15 protein-coding genes are annotated in these 16,387 nt (G+C 70.2%); 8 read left to right on the top strand and 7 right to left on the bottom strand.

The features are described from left to right. Nucleotides 1–135 precede the first annotated feature (135 nt). Genes BWR60_RS32200 through BWR60_RS32185 form a run of 4 tightly spaced genes read right to left on the bottom strand, consistent with a single transcriptional unit; the run spans nucleotide 136 to nucleotide 4,362 of the window. Nucleotides 136–1,236 carry an Ldh family oxidoreductase gene (locus BWR60_RS32200; RefSeq protein ID WP_230983250.1) on the bottom strand — a complete coding sequence of 367 codons (1,101 nt, stop codon included), beginning with the start codon at nucleotides 1,234–1,236 and terminating at the stop codon, nucleotides 136–138. Nucleotides 1,237–1,241: 5 nt separating this feature from the next. After that, nucleotides 1,242–2,141: a carbohydrate ABC transporter permease gene (locus tag BWR60_RS32195; protein WP_179222042.1), complete on the bottom strand. Its 900-nt coding sequence runs from the start codon at nucleotides 2,139–2,141 to the stop codon at nucleotides 1,242–1,244. After that, on the bottom strand, nucleotides 2,138–3,058 hold the full coding sequence (locus BWR60_RS32190) for a carbohydrate ABC transporter permease (RefSeq protein ID WP_088156751.1): 921 nt from the start codon (nucleotides 3,056–3,058) through the stop codon (nucleotides 2,138–2,140). The genes BWR60_RS32195 and BWR60_RS32190 overlap by 4 nt, the downstream gene beginning before the upstream one ends. Continuing rightward, nucleotides 3,055–4,362, bottom strand: a complete 1,308-nt coding sequence (locus BWR60_RS32185) for an ABC transporter substrate-binding protein (protein WP_088156749.1) — start codon at nucleotides 4,360–4,362, stop codon at nucleotides 3,055–3,057. Before BWR60_RS32185 ends, BWR60_RS32190 begins: the two co-directional genes overlap by 4 nt. A 235-nt stretch (nucleotides 4,363–4,597) precedes the next feature. On the opposite strand from BWR60_RS32185, the gene BWR60_RS32180 reads away from it, so the two are divergent. The 4 genes from BWR60_RS32180 (at nucleotide 4,598) to BWR60_RS32165 (ending at nucleotide 8,323) form a co-directional block, all read left to right on the top strand. Continuing rightward, nucleotides 4,598–5,647, top strand: coding sequence for a LacI family DNA-binding transcriptional regulator (locus BWR60_RS32180; RefSeq protein ID WP_088156748.1), 1,050 nt, complete (start codon nucleotides 4,598–4,600; stop codon nucleotides 5,645–5,647). Nucleotides 5,648–5,649: 2 nt separating this feature from the next. Then, on the top strand, nucleotides 5,650–6,375 hold the full coding sequence (locus tag BWR60_RS32175) for an SDR family oxidoreductase (protein WP_088156746.1): 726 nt from the start codon (nucleotides 5,650–5,652) through the stop codon (nucleotides 6,373–6,375). Nucleotides 6,376–6,400: 25 nt separating this feature from the next. Continuing rightward, a complete protein-coding gene (locus tag BWR60_RS32170; RefSeq protein WP_088156744.1) occupies nucleotides 6,401–7,417 on the top strand; it encodes a hydroxyacid dehydrogenase in 1,017 nt (338 codons plus the stop codon). Nucleotides 7,418–7,585: 168 nt separating this feature from the next. Beyond that, the gene (locus BWR60_RS32165; RefSeq protein ID WP_088156742.1) at nucleotides 7,586–8,323 is read left to right on the top strand and encodes an SDR family NAD(P)-dependent oxidoreductase; all 738 of its coding nucleotides are present in this window, start codon (nucleotides 7,586–7,588) and stop codon (nucleotides 8,321–8,323) included. Between the two features lie 12 nt (nucleotides 8,324–8,335). Here BWR60_RS32165 and BWR60_RS32160 read toward each other — a convergent pair whose 3' ends face one another. Further along, the gene (locus BWR60_RS32160; RefSeq protein WP_088156755.1) at nucleotides 8,336–9,193 is read right to left on the bottom strand and encodes an FAS1-like dehydratase domain-containing protein; all 858 of its coding nucleotides are present in this window, start codon (nucleotides 9,191–9,193) and stop codon (nucleotides 8,336–8,338) included. A 203-nt stretch (nucleotides 9,194–9,396) separates the two neighbouring features. On the opposite strand from BWR60_RS32160, the gene BWR60_RS32155 reads away from it, so the two are divergent. From BWR60_RS32155 to BWR60_RS32145, 3 genes are all read left to right on the top strand, one after another. After that, nucleotides 9,397–10,044, top strand: coding sequence for a response regulator transcription factor (locus tag BWR60_RS32155; RefSeq protein ID WP_034839942.1), 648 nt, complete (start codon nucleotides 9,397–9,399; stop codon nucleotides 10,042–10,044). 22 nt (nucleotides 10,045–10,066) lie between these two features. Then, nucleotides 10,067–10,477: a hypothetical protein gene (locus tag BWR60_RS32150; RefSeq protein WP_088156740.1), complete on the top strand. Its 411-nt coding sequence runs from the start codon at nucleotides 10,067–10,069 to the stop codon at nucleotides 10,475–10,477. 648 nt (nucleotides 10,478–11,125) lie between these two features. Then, the gene (locus BWR60_RS32145) at nucleotides 11,126–11,527 is read left to right on the top strand and encodes a MucR family transcriptional regulator (RefSeq protein WP_230983249.1); all 402 of its coding nucleotides are present in this window, start codon (nucleotides 11,126–11,128) and stop codon (nucleotides 11,525–11,527) included. On the opposite strand, the gene BWR60_RS32140 is transcribed toward BWR60_RS32145, so the two are convergent. Then, entirely contained in the window at nucleotides 11,524–14,199 is a 2,676-nt protein-coding gene (locus BWR60_RS32140; RefSeq protein ID WP_088156736.1) for a NahK/ErcS family hybrid sensor histidine kinase/response regulator, read from the bottom strand. The two genes, BWR60_RS32145 and BWR60_RS32140, sit on opposite strands and share 4 nt — an antisense overlap. Before the next feature lie 2 nt (nucleotides 14,200–14,201). Further along, complete coding sequence (locus BWR60_RS32135; protein WP_230983248.1) at nucleotides 14,202–15,305, bottom strand: FIST N-terminal domain-containing protein; 1,104 nt, start codon at nucleotides 15,303–15,305, stop codon at nucleotides 14,202–14,204. Nucleotides 15,306–15,592: 287 nt separating this feature from the next. Between BWR60_RS32135 and BWR60_RS32130 the strand changes: the two genes are divergently transcribed. Continuing rightward, on the top strand, nucleotides 15,593–16,387 hold a 795-nt coding region (locus BWR60_RS32130), incomplete at its 3' end, for an alcohol dehydrogenase catalytic domain-containing protein (protein WP_144445834.1).

Raw genomic sequence — 16,387 nt, 5'->3', positions numbered from 1 at the left:
GCGCCGCCGCGCAGAGCGCATCGCCGCCGGCGTGCCCCTGCCCGAGGAGGTCTGGCGCAGCCTGGGCCCTGGGCGACACCGCCCGCTCCGCGACCTCACCCGCTACCCGGCGGCGCCCGGGCTCGGCTGGAACGGTCATGCCCCGGGCGCCGCCGGGTAGCGGGTGAGGTCCAGGCCGGCGGAGCGGGCGGTGTCGCCCAGGCTGCGCCAGACCTCCTCGGGCAGGGGCACGCCGGCGGCGATGCGCTCTGCGCGGCGGCGCGCCTCGGGCTCGCCGGGCAGCAGCACCTCGCTGCCGGCCTCCGCCGGGCGGCAGGCCTTGAAATAGTCGATGTAGCGCGTGGTCTCGGCCGCCAGATCCTCGGCCGGGCCGAACTGGCCGGGCGCCATGTAGATCGACAGCATGCCGTTGCAGAAGCGGCGCGGCCCCGGCCCGGCGCAGCCCGACCCGGTCAGGGCGCCGGCCACCAGCTCGCAGATCAGGGCCAGGCCCGACCCCTTGTGCTCGCCGAAGGCGCGGATGGCGCCGAGCCCGTTCTGGGCGTTGCGCGCCGTGCCGGGCACGGCCGGGCCGTAGAGCGTGTCGGGGTCCTGGCTCAGCGTGCCGTCGGGCTCGATCAGCGCGCCCTCGGGCAGGGGCTTGCCGCCATTGGCCGCCACCAGCACCTTGCCCTCCGCCACCAGCGAGGTGGCGAAGTCCAGGATCACCGGCGCCCGGCCGGGCACCAGGAAGCCGGCGGCGAAGGGGGCGGTGGAGAAGCGCCGCTCGACCCCGCCGAAGGGCGCCACCAGCTCGCTGCCCGCGACATTGACGAAGTGCAGCGAGCACAGCCCGGCCGCCGCCGCCATCTCCGCCCATTCGCCGATGCGGCCGAGATGGCCGGCATGGCGCAGCCCGACCACGGCGACGCCGCCCGCGAGCGCCTTGTCGATGCCGAGCCGCACCGCCTGCGGCCCCACCGTCTGGCCGAAGCCGTAGCCGCCATCGACCAGGGCGAAGGCCGGGGTGTCGGTGACCACCTCGGCGGTGACGTCGCGCCGCACCTCGTCCTTGGCCAGCATGCCGACATAGCGCGGCACGCGGATGACGCCATGGCTGTCATGCCCGGTCAGGTTGGCGGCGACGAGGGTGCGGGCGATGCGCCCGCTCTCGGCGGCGCTGCAGCCCTGGGCGGCGAAGATGTCCCCGACCAGCGCGGTCAGGGTGTCGTGGCGGATCAGCATCGGGGGTCCCATGGGTTTCATTTCAGGCCCGTCGTCGCGATCCCCTCGATCAGCCGGCGCTGAAAGACGAAGAACAGGACGAACAGGGGGACCAGCGACAGCAGCGACATCGCCAGCATCGGGCCCCAGGCCGAGACGCCGGTCGAGGCCATGAACAGCCGCAGCCCCTGCGGCACGGTATAGGAGGCCATGTCGGTCAGATAGACCAGGGGCGTCAGGAAATCCTCATAGGTCCAGATGAAGGAGAAGACGGCGGTGGTGACCAGGGCCGGGGTCAGCAGCGGCAGGATGATCGAGCGGTAGATCCGGAACGGTCCGGCGCCGTCCATCATCGCCGCCTCGTCCAGCTCGCGCGGGATGCCGCGGATGAACTGCACCATCAGGAAGACGAAGAAGGCGTCGGCCGCCAGGAACTTCGGCACCACCAGCGGCAGGATCGTGTTCACCCAGCCCAGGTTGTGGAACAGGATGTATTGCGGGATCAGCGTCGCGTGCAGCGGCAGCATGATGGTGGCCAGCATCAGCCCGAACAGCGTGCGCTTGAAGCGGAAGTTCAGCCGGGCGAAGGCGTAGGCCACCAGGCTGCAGGCCATGACGTTGCCGATCACCGCCAGGGCCGAGATCAGGAAGGAATTGCCGAAGAACACGCTGAAGGGCAGGGCGGCGCCGCGCCAGCCGTCGCTGTAGTTCTGCAGCCGCAGCTTCGACGGCCACAGCCCGGGGTCGGAGAAGATCTGGGTCGACGGCTTGACCGAGCTGCTGGCCAGCCACAGCAGCGGGTAGATCATCACCACCGCGCCGGCGATCAGCGCCAGGTGGACCAGGATCCGCCTCGGCCGGACATCGGCCATCCAGAACGGCAAGCCCTGCGACCCCGCGCGCATCGGCGCCTCGTCCCCGACCGGCGCCGCCGTCATCGCTCATCCCCGTAATGCACCCAGAAACGCGCCGACAGGAAGGCCACGGCGGTGGCCGTGGCGATGATCCCGACCAGGATCCAGGCCATGGCCGAGGCGTAGCCCATCTGGAAATTGGTGAAGCCCTGCTCGTAGAGATAGAGGGTGTAGAACAGCGTCGAATCCGCCGGCCCGCCGGTGCCGTTGCTGATGATGAAGGACGGGGTGAAGGCCTGGAACGCGCCGATCATCTGCATCACGAAGTTGAAGAAGATGATCGGGGTGAGGAGCGGCAGGGTGATGCGGAAGAACTTGGTCACCGGCCCGGCGCCGTCGACCGAGGCGGCGTCGTACAGATCCTGCGGGATCTGCTTCAGCCCGGCCAGGAAGATGATCATCGGCGACCCGAACTGCCACACCGCCAGGCTGACCAGGGTGTACAGCGCGGTGTCCGGGTTCGAGATCCAGCTCGGCCCGTCGATGTCGAACCACAGCAGGATGTGGTTGATCAGCCCGTCATAGCTGAAGATCTGCCGCCACATGATGGCGACGGCGACGCTGCCGCCGAGCAGCGAGGGCAGGTAGTACAGGCCGCGATAGAGGCCGAGGAACCGGATGCCGCGGTTCAGCATCACCGCCACCGCCAGGGCGAAGGCCAGCTTCATGGGCACCGACAGGAAGACGTAATGGAAGGTGACCTTGACCGCCTGGAGATAGCGCGGGTCCTCGAACAGCAGCCGCTCGTAATTGTGCAGCCCGGCCCAGACCGGCGGGTTGAACAGGTCGTAGCTGGTGAAGGACAGGTACAGCGACGCCAGGATCGGCCCCAGCGTCAGGCACAGGGCGCCGACGATCCACGGCGCCAGGAACAGGTAGGCGGCGCCGTTCTGCTCCGCCGTGCTGCCGACGCCCCGCGAGCCGGGGCTCCGCCGCCTCACAGCCGCGCCTTGGCTTCGCCGATGAACTGGTCGGCGGCCTCCTGCGGCTTCAGCTTGCCGAAGGCCACCGCCTCGTTGGCCCGGCGCAGCATGCCGGACATGCCGGTGATGCCGGGATAACGCGGCGGCGCCGGGTCCTGCTGCAAGAGGTCGATATAGGCGATGATCTTGCGGTCGGAGTCGGTGCCCTCCTGGCCCAGGGCGGCCCGGCCGGCCTTCGACGCCGGCACCATGCCGCTGCCGCGGTAGTACAGTGCGATCCCCGCCGGCTCGAAATGCATGAAGCGGATGATGTCGACCATCCGGTCCTTGTGCGGCGACTTGGTCCACAGGCCGGTGGAGTTGCCGGCATAAGTATAGTGGTGCTGCTTGAGCGTGCCGCCCTGGAAGCCGTTCGGCATCATGTGCAGCACCAGATCGTCCTCGGTCAGCGCCTGCAGCCCGACGAAGCTGTCGGTCAGCGACGCGAACATCGCGGCGCGGCCGCTGATCAGGCCGGTCAGGGCCGGATCGTCGCCATTGGCCAGGGCCTGCACCTCGCCGGGCGGGATGCCGCCGGCGTCGCGCAGCCGGGCCCAGTAGCCGAACCATTCGGCCATGTCCTCGCGGGCGAAGCCGAACTGCCGCTCCGGCGTGAACATCGACTTGCCCCTGGCGCGCAGGAAGACGTCGCAGGGGATGTAGTTCGACCCCGCATCCTCCAGCCCCCAGAAGCGCTTGCCCTTGGCCTTGCTGATCGCGACCGCGGTCTCGGCCAGCTGCTCCCAGGTGAACATCTGGTCGGGCAGGGGCACGCCCGTCTCCTCGAACACCGCGGTCTTCACCGTGATCGCCGGGGCGATGCAGTCATTCGGGATGGCGTAGAGCTGGCCGTTCAGGGTGCCGGCCTTGATCGCCCCGTCGACATAGTCCGACAGGTCCAGCGGCTTGGGGATGTAGCCGTTCAGCGGCGCCAGCACGCCGCGCTGGGCATATTCGCCCAGCAGGTCGACATTGACGCTGAACATGTCGGGCGCGTTGCCGCCCGCCGCCTCGGTGGCCAGCTTGTCGGTGAAGGCGCTGAAGCTGGTGAATTCCGGGACGATCTCGACCCCCGGATGGCCGTCGGTATAGGCCTTCAGCGTCGCCAGCGTCTGCTTCAGCTGCTCCTGCGACTCGACATAGCCGCCGAAGCGGATGCGGGCCGTGTCCTGGGCGAAGGCGCGGGGGGCGAGGCCGGCGAGGGCCGCCCCGCCGATCAGTGCCGCGCCGTGCCGCAGGGCGTCGCGCCGGCCGAATTTTTCGGAATCGGGTCTCCTGGACATGTCGGGTCCTCCCCCTGAGGCGGTGGGGCGCTTGCCGCGCCTCTCACCATGACCGGCTCAATGTACGCAAGTTGGTGCAACGTAACACCACGATCGTCCGCCGAGTCAACACGGCAATGTTTCACAGCATGGGACTGGCCTGGAGATCCGCCATTTGACATTGGCGCCGGGGCGGCGCTATTCGTGATAAAACGTTGTACCGGGCGTTTTCACGAAACAGCGGGTTTGGGGGATCGTGGCGAGCATTCTCGACGTGGCGCGGGCGGCGGGCGTCTCGGCCAGCACGGTGTCGAACGTGCTGAACGGCCGGCACGGGCGCATGCAGGCCGAGACCAGGGCGCGGGTGCTGCAGGCGATCGAAGAGCTCGGCTACACCCCGAACGCGCTGGCGCAGCAGTTCAAATCCGGCCGCAACCGCACCATCGGGCTGATCGTGCCCTCGGTCGCCAACCCGTTCTGGGGCGCGCTGGCGCACAAGGTCGAGCGTGCGGCCACCGCCCTCGGCTACAAGGTGCTGATCTGCAACGCCGAGCGCGACCCGCAGCAGGAGGCGCGCTATGCCGAGACGCTGCTGTCCTCCGGCGTGCGCGGGGTGATCTTCAGCTCCTCGCCGCTGACCTTCGACCACATCGCCCATCTCGTCCGCCGCGGCCTGGTGGTCGCCGCCTTCGACCGCAGGGGCCAGGGGGCGGAGGAGGTGGTGGCCTGCAGCGTCAGCGTCGACAACGAGCTCGGCGCCCGGCTGGCCGGCCAGCACCTGGTCGGCCTCGGCCACCGCCGCATCGGCTTCCTGTCCGGGCCGATCCGGACCTCCAGCCGCGCCGGCCGCCTCGACGGGCTCAGGGCGGCGATGGCCAAGGCGGGGCTGGCGCTGGATCCCGCCCTGGTCTGGCAGGGCGCCGGCATCGGCGGCTATGGCGACACCGAGGGGCCGGAGCTCGGCCGCATCGGCATCCGCGAGCTGCTCAGCCGCGACGACCCGCCGACCGCGGTGGTCACGGTGAACGACATGTACGCGATGGGCGCCTATGCCGGCGCCCGCGACCTCGGCGCCTCGATCCCCGGCGACGTCTCGATCGTCGGCTTCGATGATGTCGACCTCGCCGCCGTGGTGCATCCGGCGCTGACCACCGTGCGTCAGCCGCTGGCGGTGATGGCCGAGGCCTCGGTCGGCGCGCTGATCCGGGTGCTCGAGGGCACCGATGCGGGGCAGGAGGCGCATGTCAGCGCCATGCCCCAGCTGATCGTGCGGGCCTCGACGGCGCCGCCCAAGCAAGGGAGCTGACAATGGCGGGTGTGGTTTCCGGCCGGACGATCCTGGTCGCCGGCGCCAGCAGCGGCATGGGCCGGGCGACGGCGCTGGCCGCCGCGGCGGAAGGGGGCTCGCTGCTCCTCCTCGGCCGCGACCAGGCGAAGCTGAAGGCGGTGGCGGCGGAGATCCGCGGGATCGCCCCGGACCGGCCGGCCGTCGTGATCGCCGTCGACGCCGCCGACGCGGCGGGTCTGGAGGCGGCGCTGGCGCCGCATGCCGGGGCGATCGACATCGTCGTCAACTCGATCGGCACCAACATCGTCAAGCGCGCCTTCGGCGAGCTGACGGCCGAAAGCTGGGCCGGCATGGTCGACGCCAACCTCAACGCCGCCTTCAACCTGACGCGTGCCGTGGTGCCCGGCATGCGTGGCCGCGGCCAGGGGCTGATCATCCACATCGCCTCGGTCGCGGCACGCCGGCCCGACCGCTCCGGCGCCGCCTATCAGGCGACCAAGGCCGGGGTGATGGCCCTGTCGCACGCAGTGATGGAGGAGGAGCGCGAGCATGGCCTGCGCCTGACCGTGATCCTGCCCGGCATGACCGACACGCCGCTGCTCGACAAGCGCCCGGTGCCAGTGCCGGCCGAGGCGCGGCAGAAGGCGCTGCAGCCGGAAGATGTCGCCGCCGCCTGCCTGTTCGTCATGGCGCTGCCGCCGCGCGCCCATGTCGCCGAGATCATGCTGCAGCCGAGCCGGAGCTGACCGGCCCCCATCAGAGGACGCGAAGATGTCGACAGGATCGAGGCCGGTGGTGGCACTGCTGCTGACGCCGGAGATGCGGGCGCAGATGATCCCGCCCGCGGCGGAACAGGCGCTGGCCGATGCCGCGACGGTGCGGGCGCCGGCGCCGGGCGAACTGACGGCGGACAACCTGCCCCGGCTGCTGGACGGCGCCGTGGCGGCGCTGACCGGCTGGGGCACGCCGCCGCTCGGCGACGAGGTGCTGGCGGCGCGGCCGGATCTGGCGCTGGTCGCCCATTCCGCCGGCAGCGTCCGCCGCCTGGTGCCGCCTGCGGCGATCGAGAGCGGCCGCCTGCAGGTCTCCCACGCCGCAGTGAACATCGCGGAATCGGTGGCCGAGTTCGTGATCGCCCAGACCCTGTCGATCCTGCGCGAGCCGCACAAGCACGATGCCGGGATGAAGGCCGGGGAAGGCTGGCTCGACCTGCGCCAGCGCCATCTCGGCCGGCTGCTGGGCGCGCAGACGGTGGGCCTCGTCGGCGCCGGCTATGTCGGCCGGCTGGTGATCGGGCTGTTCCGCGCCTTCGGCTGCCGCCTGCTGGTGTCCGACCCGTATCTGACGGCGGAGAAGGCGGCGGAGCTCGGGGTCGAGCGCGCGAGCCTCGACGAACTGCTGGCCGGCTGCGACATCGTCTCGCTGCACGCCCCGGCGTTGCCGGAGACGCGGCACATGATCGGCGCAGCCCAGCTGGCGCGGCTGCGCGACGGCTGCCTGTTCATCAACACCGCCCGCCCGGCGCTGGTCGACGAGGCGGCGCTGCTGGCCGCGCTGCGCACCGGCCGCTTCACCGCCGCGCTCGACGTCTTCGACCAGGAGCCGCTGCCGGCCGACAGCCCGTTCCGCCGCCTGACGAATGTCGTGCTGTCGCCGCACGCCGCCGGCCACAGCGCGGATTCGCACAAGCGCCAGGGCGCGACCACGGTCGACGAGATCCGCCGCTTCCTGGCCGGCGAGCCGCTGCGCCACCGGGTGACGCCGGCGATGCTCGCCACCATGGCTTGAGTCCGTCCGATCACACGCCTGGCGCGGCCGTCTGATGGCGGTTTCTCCGCTTCCGGTGCTCACGCACCCAATGTGCGCTGCGCTCCGGTTCTCGAAACCACCACCAGCCGACTCACGCCAGACGCGTGCTCGGACGGCCTCCGTCTGACCTAAGCGAAAGGAACTTCCATGAGCTTCCAGGACAAGGTCGTGCTCGTCACCGGCGGCGCGTCGGGCATTGGCGCCGCCGCCACCCGCGCCTTCGCCAGGGAGGGCGCCCGGGTCGCCTTCACCTACGCGACCAGCCGGGACGAGGCCGATGCGCTTGCGGCAGAGCTGAAGGCCCTGGCGCTGCCGGCCGACCTGACCCGGCCGGAGGTGGTGACCGAGATCTTCGCCCGCACCGAGCGCGAGCTCGGGCCGCTCGACGTGCTGTTCGCCAATGCCGGCGGCCTGCTGCAGCGCAGCCGCTGCGTCGACACCTCGCTGGAGCTGTGGCAGCAGGCGATCGCGGTCAACCTGACCAGCACCTTCCTGTGCTGCCAGGCGGCGCTGCGGTCGATGGAGCCGCGCCGCAGCGGCGCCATCGTCACCATGTCGTCGCTGGCCGCCTTCGACGGCGGCGGCTTCGGCGCCGCGCACTACGCCGCGACCAAGGGCGCCGTCGCCACCTTCACCCGCAGCCTGGCCAAGGAGGTCGGACCGCTCGGCATCCGCGTGAACGGCGTCGCCCCGGGGCTGATCGGCACCCGCTTCCACGACGTGTTCAACACGCCGGAAGGCCGTGCCGCCGCCGTCGAGCGGACGCCGCTGCGCCGCGAGGGCCGGCCCGAGGACGTGGCCGAGGCGGTGCTGTACCTGGCCTCGGACCGCGCCGCCTTCCTGGCCGGCGAGATCCTGCAGGTCAATGGCGGCGTCGGCTTCTGACGCGCCGATCTCTCAGGTCCAACCGGCCTCGGCCGCCATCGCCACCGGCCCGCCTTCGCGGGCCGTCCACAGCCGAAGCGTTCCGCCTTCGGCCTCCCCGGCATGCAGCGTGATGGCATCGCCATCGAACAGCGTCGAATGGCTGCGGAAGGCGAAGCGGTCTGGCGGCGTGCCGCGGATCGCCGCCGCGAAATGGCACAGCAGCGTCGCCTGCAGCGGCCCGTGCACGACCAGGCCGGGATAGAACTCGACATCGGTCGCGTGGCGGCGGTCGTAATGGATGCGGTGGCCGTTAAAGGTCAGGGCGGAATAGCGGAACAGCAGCGGCGCGCCGGCCGCGACTCGGCGCCGGTGCCGGCCGGGCTCGGCCGCCGGCGCCGGCGCCTTCGCCCCGCTGTCGGGGCCGCGATAGACCAGGTCCTGCCGCTCCCGCACCGCCGCGCGGCCGCCGGCCTCGATGACATGCTCGACCGTGACGAAGCACAGCGGGCCGGTGCGGCCCTGCTTGGCGACCACGTCGGTGATGCGGGACACCCGCCGCACCGCGTCGCCGACCCGCAGCTCGCCGTCGAAAGCCACGCTGCCGCCGGCCCACATCCGGCGCGGCAGCGGCACCGGCGGCAGGAAGCCGCCGCGTTCGGGATGGCCGTCCGGCCCCAACGCCGCCGTCGGCGCGGCCGGCTGTCCCAGGCAGAAATGAATCAGCCGCGGCGCCGCCTCGCCGGCCCGCGGCGGCGGACCCGGCAGATCGAGCGTCGCGTGGAACTTGCGGGCGAGGTCGGCGGTGACGATGTCCTCCGCCGTCTCCTCGCGGCCGACCCAGCGGCGCAGCTGGTCGATATCGGGCTCCGGCACGGCAGGCGTGGCCATCGGCATGGGTCCTTGCTGATCCTGGGCTACATCCCGGCATCCGGCGGCAAGGCTCGCCCGAATCCGCCGTCGCGCCAAGCCTTCGAGGCGCCGGCCGGGCTCGCCCCGCCTTGGACCAAAGGCCAATGCCGACGCTTCCTGCTTGACCCGGCGACTCGCGCGACGTTCAATTCCGTGTTGCCGCCGAGATCGAGGATACGCCGATGCGCACGGTCCTGGTCGCTGACGATCACCCGATGTTCCGCGAGGCCCTGGCGGGCACGCTCAAGACGCTCGACGACCAGGTCGATGTGCTCGAGAGCGGCACCTTCGGCGAGGCTGTGGACCAGATCGCCTCGGTGATGGACATCGACCTGATCCTGCTCGACCTCCGCATGCCGGGAATGAACGGGGTCAAGGGCGTGCGCTCGCTGCGCACCCGCCGGCCGGACGTGCCGGTGGCGGTGATCTCGGCCCTGGCCGACAGCTTCGTGATGCGCGAATGCTTCGACGCCGGCGCGGTCGGCTACATCCCGAAATCGCTGTCGCGCGACGCCATCGTCTCCGCCATCTCCGCCATCCTCGACGGCGGCAGCTACACCCCGGGGCTCGACGCCATCGGCCCGGGCGAGCTGGAGGAGGACGAGCCGCTGGACGAGGCGGTGCGCTGCCGGTTCGAGCTGTTGACCAACCAGCAGCGCAAGGTGCTGGAGCTGATGGCCGAGGGCCTGCTGAACAAGCAGATCGCCTACGCCATCGACGTGCAGATCACGACGGTCAAGGCGCATGTCTCCAGCCTGCTGCAGAAGCTCGGCGTCTCCAGCCGCACCCAGGCGGTGATCCTGTTCCAGAAGTACCGCCGCGCGCTGTGAGGCCGGTGTCCGGCTGGGCGTCATGACCTATCCGGGACGGCGCCTTCCCTTCGCCGTCGAGCATGGCCGGGCAGGCGAGATGCCGCCGCGCCATGTCTCCCGTCTTTCGGACAGCCGCATCATCCTTGGTGGCGTTGGTGCGCTCCGGCTGCCATCGGAGATCCGGTTCGCCGGCGAGGGGCCGGTCTGGCGGAACGATGATCTCTTCGCCAAGCTGGCGGCGCTGAATGCGCAGGACATTCCGTTTGCGGTTCAGCCCAGGGAGATGGCGGGGCCGGATGCCCTGATGGCGTGGTGGCAGGAAACCGGCAGGCTCGCCGTCAGCTTCCGGGCGATCTCGTGGACCGGACCTGATCGCTGGCTGGTCACCACGGTCGAATTGCCCGTGATGGGCCTGCTCGGCTGGACGGGGCCGACGCCGTTCGGCCCCTGAGCCGCGTCGGCCGAATCCGGGTGGCGCGAGGCCCTGCCCCCCCCCCCGGCGGCTCGGCGGCAGTCATCTTGTAGTATCGTGATGTCCATGGTGCCGCTTGGCTATGGTCAGTCTGGACCGAATGGTCTATTTTGCCATATCTCGCATGGAGTTAGTGCCGGCCAGAGCGTCGTTGCCGGCATAGGGGGCATACTCCTATATTGCAAATGCTGCCTATCTCTGTTGCTTATTCGGGCATGACTGGGAATTTAGGCGGATATTCTTATCGCCATTGTTGCAGGCAACGTTCGGATACAAATCTCGTCTGTCTGATTGCAATTTGTAATGGTACGACAAAAAGCAGAAATCATTTGGCGTAAATCTTCTCGAAATTCATAACGTCATAGTTGCGGGGCGTTGAACGTGCTGTCGAAATCCGAACTTCCCGGACGCGCTGTCGCTCCGGTTGCTGACGCCATTGCCCAGGCCACGGTGGCGATGGGTGCGGATCGGGATCCGATCCAGGCTGTGCCCAGTATCGAGGATGGCCCGCGGCTGGCCGCGGCCACCTTGTCCGACGCTCCGACACGCCGCGGCGATGGGCTCGCCGATCGGGCCGCGATCGGGCCGGTGGTCCGGTCCGCGTCGGAGCGGAGCGAGGGCAACGCGGTGTCCTGGACAGTCGACATCGTCCTGGCCTATCTCGCCCGCAATTCCGTCGACAGCCAGGCGCTGCCGAAGCTGATCGCCGACCTGCACGGCGTGCTGGAGCAGATCTCGACGGCGGAGCGCCCGCCGGAGACCGGCCTGCGTCCGGCGGTGCCGGTGGGCCAGTCGGTGACCCCGGACTACATCGTCTGCCTGGAGGACGGCCGGCGGTTCAGGTCGATGAAGCGCTACCTCAAGGCGGCCTACAACCTGACGCCGGAGGCGTATCGCGAGAAATGGGGGCTGCCGGCGAGCTATCCGATGATCGCCCCCGGCTATGCCGCGCTGTGCTCGGCCCGCGCCAAGTCCCAGAAGCTCGGCCGGCGCCCCGGCGGCGAGATCGCTCGCCTCGGCCCGGCCTAGCGCCGGGCGGAGGCAATCAAGGCCCGCAGCCGGGCCGGCTTGATCGGCTTGGTCAGCAGGCTGACGCCGGACAGCGCCTGCACCAGGGACTGCACCTCGGGGCTGCGGTCGGCGGTGATCACCGCGGCCGGGATGTCCTCGTCCAGCGCGTGGCGCAGGCCGATGATCAGCTCGGTGCCGCGTTGGCCGCCGTCGAGGTGGTAGTCGGCCAGGATGATGTCCGGGCGGAAGCCCTCCGCCCCGATCCGCGCCTCCATCCCGGCCTTGTCCCCCGCGGCGGCGACGCGGCAGCCCCAGCTGCGCAGCAGCCGGGTCATGCCGTCGAGGATGGCGGGGTCGTTGTCGACCACCAGCACCCGCACCCGGTCGACCGCGCCCGGCGTCACCGCGGCCGCGGCGGGCTGCGGCGCCGCGCAGGCCTGCGCCGGGTCGGTCAGCGGCACCAGCACCGAGAACATCGAGCCGCGGCCGACGGCCGAGCGCACCTTGACCTCGGTGCCCAGCAGCCGGCTGATGCGCCGCACGATCGACAGGCCGAGGCCGTAGCCCTTCTGCCCGGCCTCCGGCTTCGGCCCGTCCTCCGGGCCGTCCAGGCGGCGGAACTCCTCGAAGATCTCGTCCAGCCGCTCCTGCGGGATGCCGATGCCGGTGTCGGCCACCTGCAGCTCGACCTTGTCGCCGCGGCGCCGGGCCCCGAACAGGATCCGCCCGGCATGGGTGTAGCGCACGGCGTTGGTCAGGAAGTTCTGCAGCAGGCGGCGCAGCAGCTGCGGGTCGGAGCAGACGGTCAGCGAGCACGGCAGCAGGGTGAAGGCCACGCCCTTGCGCTGCGCCAGCGCCGCCACCTCGTCGTGCAGCGCCTCCATCAGCGGCGGCAGCGCCACGCTCTGCAGGTTGGCGCCGACCCGGCCGGCATCGAGCTTGGAGATGTCGAGCAGGATGTTCAGCAGCTCCTCGACATTCTCCAGCGCATGATCGATCTTGCCCAGCAGGGCCTCGCCCTCGGCCGGCAGCGTCGTGTCCTCCAGCGTCGCCACGAACAGCCGGGCGGCGTTCAGCGGCTGCAGCAGGTCGTGGCTGGCATCGGCCAGGAACTTGGTCTTGCTGACATTGGCGCGCTCCGCCTCGGTCTTGGCGACGCGCAGCTCGCGGGCGATGCGGCGGCGCTTCTCCACCTCCGCCGACAGCGCCTCGTTCAGCCGCGACAGGGTGGCGGTGCGCTCATGCACCCGCCGCTCCAGCTCCTCATTCGCCGCCTCCAGGATGCGCTCGGCCCGGCGGCGCTCGGTGATGTCCTGAATCAGAGTGAAGAAGCCCACCACCTCGTCGCGGTGGTTGCGGTGCGGCACATAGGTGGCGAAGCCGAAGCGCATCTCGTCGCCGGACCCCGGCAGCGGCAGGTCGAAGGTCACGGTGGCGCCGGCCAGCGCCCGCTCGATGAAGGGCTGGCGCGGGCCGTACTCGGCGTCGCCCAGCACCGCGCGCAGCGTCTGGCCCAGAATCGGCGTGCCGTTCGGCGCATAGCCGGCGCGGTAGGCGCGGTTGACGAAGCGGTAGCGCTGGTCGCGGTCGACATAGGAGATCATGGTCGGCACCGCATTGGCGAACAGCCGGATCCGCTGCTCGCTGTCCAAGAGGGCCTCCTCGGCCATCTTGCGCTCGGTGATCTCGACATAGGAGGTGACGAAGCCGCCATCCGGCATCGGGTCGCCCTTGACCTCGAACCAGCGGCCGTTCAGCGCCACCTCCGACGGCGGGCCGGAACCGCGGGCAGAGCCGGGCCCGATCGGCGAGGCCGTGCCCAGCGCCGGGGCGCCGCGGGCGTCGTTGAACTCCTGGAACCGGCGGTAGGAGGCGCCGGCCCGGCGCAGCTCGGCCGGCAGCTCCAGCAGCTCGCCGTAGCGCCGGTTGGCGGTCACCAGCTTCTGGTCGCGGTCGAACACGGCGACGCCGATCGACATGCTCTCCAGCGTCGCCTGCAGATGGGCCGACCGCTCGGCCAGCGCCTTCTCGCGCTCCTGCCGCTCGGCGTCCTTGACGTCGGTGATGTCGGTGTAGATCGAGGCGATGCCGCCCTCGGTCGACCGCCGGTCGTTGACCTGGACCCAGCGCCCGTCGGCCAGGGCGTAGACCCAGCGCTGGGCGCCGCCGTCGCGGGTGGTGGCGCGCTGCAGCCGGCGCTCGGCCATCCAGGCCTCCGGCGTCAGCCCGTCCGACTGGATGATGCCGGCGTCGAGGCCGAGGCGCACCAGCGCGCCCAGCGACAGGCCGGGCCGGATGCTGTCGGTCAGCCGCGGCCAGAAATCCAGGAACCGACGGTTGAACAGCACCAGCCGGTCCTCGGGGTCGAAGATGGCGAAGCCTTCGGAGATGCTGTCGATCGCGTCCTGCAGCCGGTTCTGCGCCGTGCGGCTGGCGACGATCGCCTCGCTCAGCTCCAGGTTCGACTGCTCGACCGCCTTCAGCGCGTGCTCCAGCTCGCGCGTCCGGTCGCGCACCTTCTGGTCCAAGAGGATCGCGGTCTGGAACAGTTGGTAGGCGTTGCCCTGCATGTCGAGGCTGTGCTCGACCCGCTGCATCAGGGCGCGGTTGATCTCGGACAGCTTGGCGACCTGGCGCCGAAGCTCGGCCTCGCCGTCCGTCCGATCCTGCGTCGCGACCTCCCGCCCCATGCTCAGCCCGGCCCGAAGGCGATCCCGGTGAAGGTCTGGCTGACATGCATCATGCCGAACTGCTCGCCATAGGTGTTGAAGCCGACGACGTTGTTCTGGGCCATGATCTTCGAGACCTCGGTCAGCATCTGGCGCTGTTCCATCTCGACATAGCGCAGCACGCAGTCGAAGCCGATCACGGCGTCGATGCTGCCCAATTCCGCGCGCAGGTCGTCGAACAGGGACACCAGATTCGCGACCAGATCGCTGCTCTTTGCGACGCTCAGGATGATTCCCTCATCGATGGCGCAGAAGAAATGCAGGCTGCCGTCGTCGTCGGCCCGCTTGATGGCGCGGACGTAGTGGCGGCCGCCGGCCTTCACCACCAGCGGGTGTGAGGCGAAGACCAGCGGCGTCAGGTCCGCCCGCTCCAGCCCGATCAGCCGGGCGTATTCCTCGGCCGCCGGCTCGGCGTTGATCTCCATCACCCGGCGCTGCGCCGGGTCGGCCCGGGTCACCACCATCTTCTGGTCCAGCGCGTCGAAATGCTGGCGCTCGAACACCCGGAAGGCCAGGTCGGTCGACACCAGCACCAGCAGCGACGCGCTGGACAGGATGCGGCCGTCCACGAAGATCGCGGTCTCGCGGAAGGCCAGGTTGTCGCCGGCCGACCCGCCGACCAGCGGGATCTCGCCCAGCGCGTCGCCCAGCGCGCTGACGATGATCTCCTCATGCATCGACAGCCCGTCATTGATCAGCAGGGCGAAGCTGCGCGACGGGTCGAAGCGGTGCTGGTGCCGGGCCTGGTGCTCGGCCAGCAGCGCCTTGATGATGGCGGCGCCGTCGGCGATCTCGAAGCTGGCCGGCTCGATCAGCCGGACCGAGGTGGCGAAATGGTCGGCCGACAGGCTCATCCCGGTGATCGTGCCCTGGCGATAGCCGGCCGGGGTGATCTCGCCGGCGGTGGTGCAGCCCAGCACCCGCACCTCCGGCGCCCGGCGGCCGATCTCGGCCAGCACCGCCGGCAGGTCGTAGGTGGGCGAGCAGAACAGCAGGACCATCTCCATCCGGTCCTGGGCGATCGCGTCCAGCAGTTCCTCGACCGCGTCCTCCGTCGACGCCTTCATGCTCATCCCCCGACGGATGCCGCTCGGGCCGGTGACGGCCGTCCTCTCCTGGGCTTGACTGGCTTGGGGCATCGCTTCCTCCCGAGAAGCTTATCGGGCCCCTCTGGTGGGGACCACTGATCCAAGGTCCAATTATCGGCCCGGATTCCCGTTGTGCCAAAGTCCTATTCCGGCCGGTGTTTCTTTGCCGGTACCGTTTTCCCGAGGTTCAGGCGCCGGTTCGAACGGCCGTGGCGCGACCCGGGCACGCGCCCGCACCGGACGGCGCGACAGACAGGAGGAAGCCGATGAAGACGCGTGCCGCAGTGGCTGTCGCCGCAGGGAAGCCGCTGGAGATCCTGGAGGTGGACCTGGAGGGTCCGAAGTTCGGCGAGGTTCTGGTCGAGATCAAGGCGACCGGGATCTGCCACACGGACGAGTTCACGCTGTCGGGCGCGGATCCGGAAGGGCTGTTCCCGTCGATCCTGGGGCATGAGGGCGCGGGCGTGGTGGTCGATGTGGGGCTGGGGGTGACCAGCCTGCAGAAGGGCGACCATGTGATCCCCTTGTACACGCCGGAATGCCGGCAATGCCCGTCCTGCCTGTCGCGCAAGACCAACCTGTGCACGGCGATCCGGTCGACCCAGGGSCAGGGGCTGATGCCGGACGGCACCAGCCGGTTCTCGATCGGCAAGGAGAAGATCTTCCACTACATGGGCTGCTCGACCTTCTCGAACTTCACGGTGCTGCCGGAGATCGCGCTGGCGAAGGTCAACCCGGACGCGCCCTTCGACAAGATCTGCTACATCGGCTGCGGCGTGACCACCGGTATCGGCGCCGTGATCAACACGGCGAAGGTGGAGGAGGGGGCGACCGCGATCGTGTTCGGGCTCGGCGGCATCGGGCTGAACGTGATCCAGGGTCTGCGGCTGGCCGGGGCCGACATGATCATCGGCGTCGACCTGAACAACTCGAAGAAGGAATGGGGCGAGCGCTTCGGCATGACCCATTTCGTGAACCCGAGCGAGGTCGAGGGCGATCTGGTGCCGTATCTGGTGAACCTGACCAAGCGCGGCGCGGACCAGATCGGCGGGGCGCGGGGC

This window comes from Inquilinus limosus (assembly GCF_002195995.1).
Taxonomy (GTDB): domain Bacteria; phylum Pseudomonadota; class Alphaproteobacteria; order DSM-16000; family Inquilinaceae; genus Inquilinus; species Inquilinus limosus_C.
This window is presented reverse-complemented; position numbering and strand designations above follow the sequence as displayed.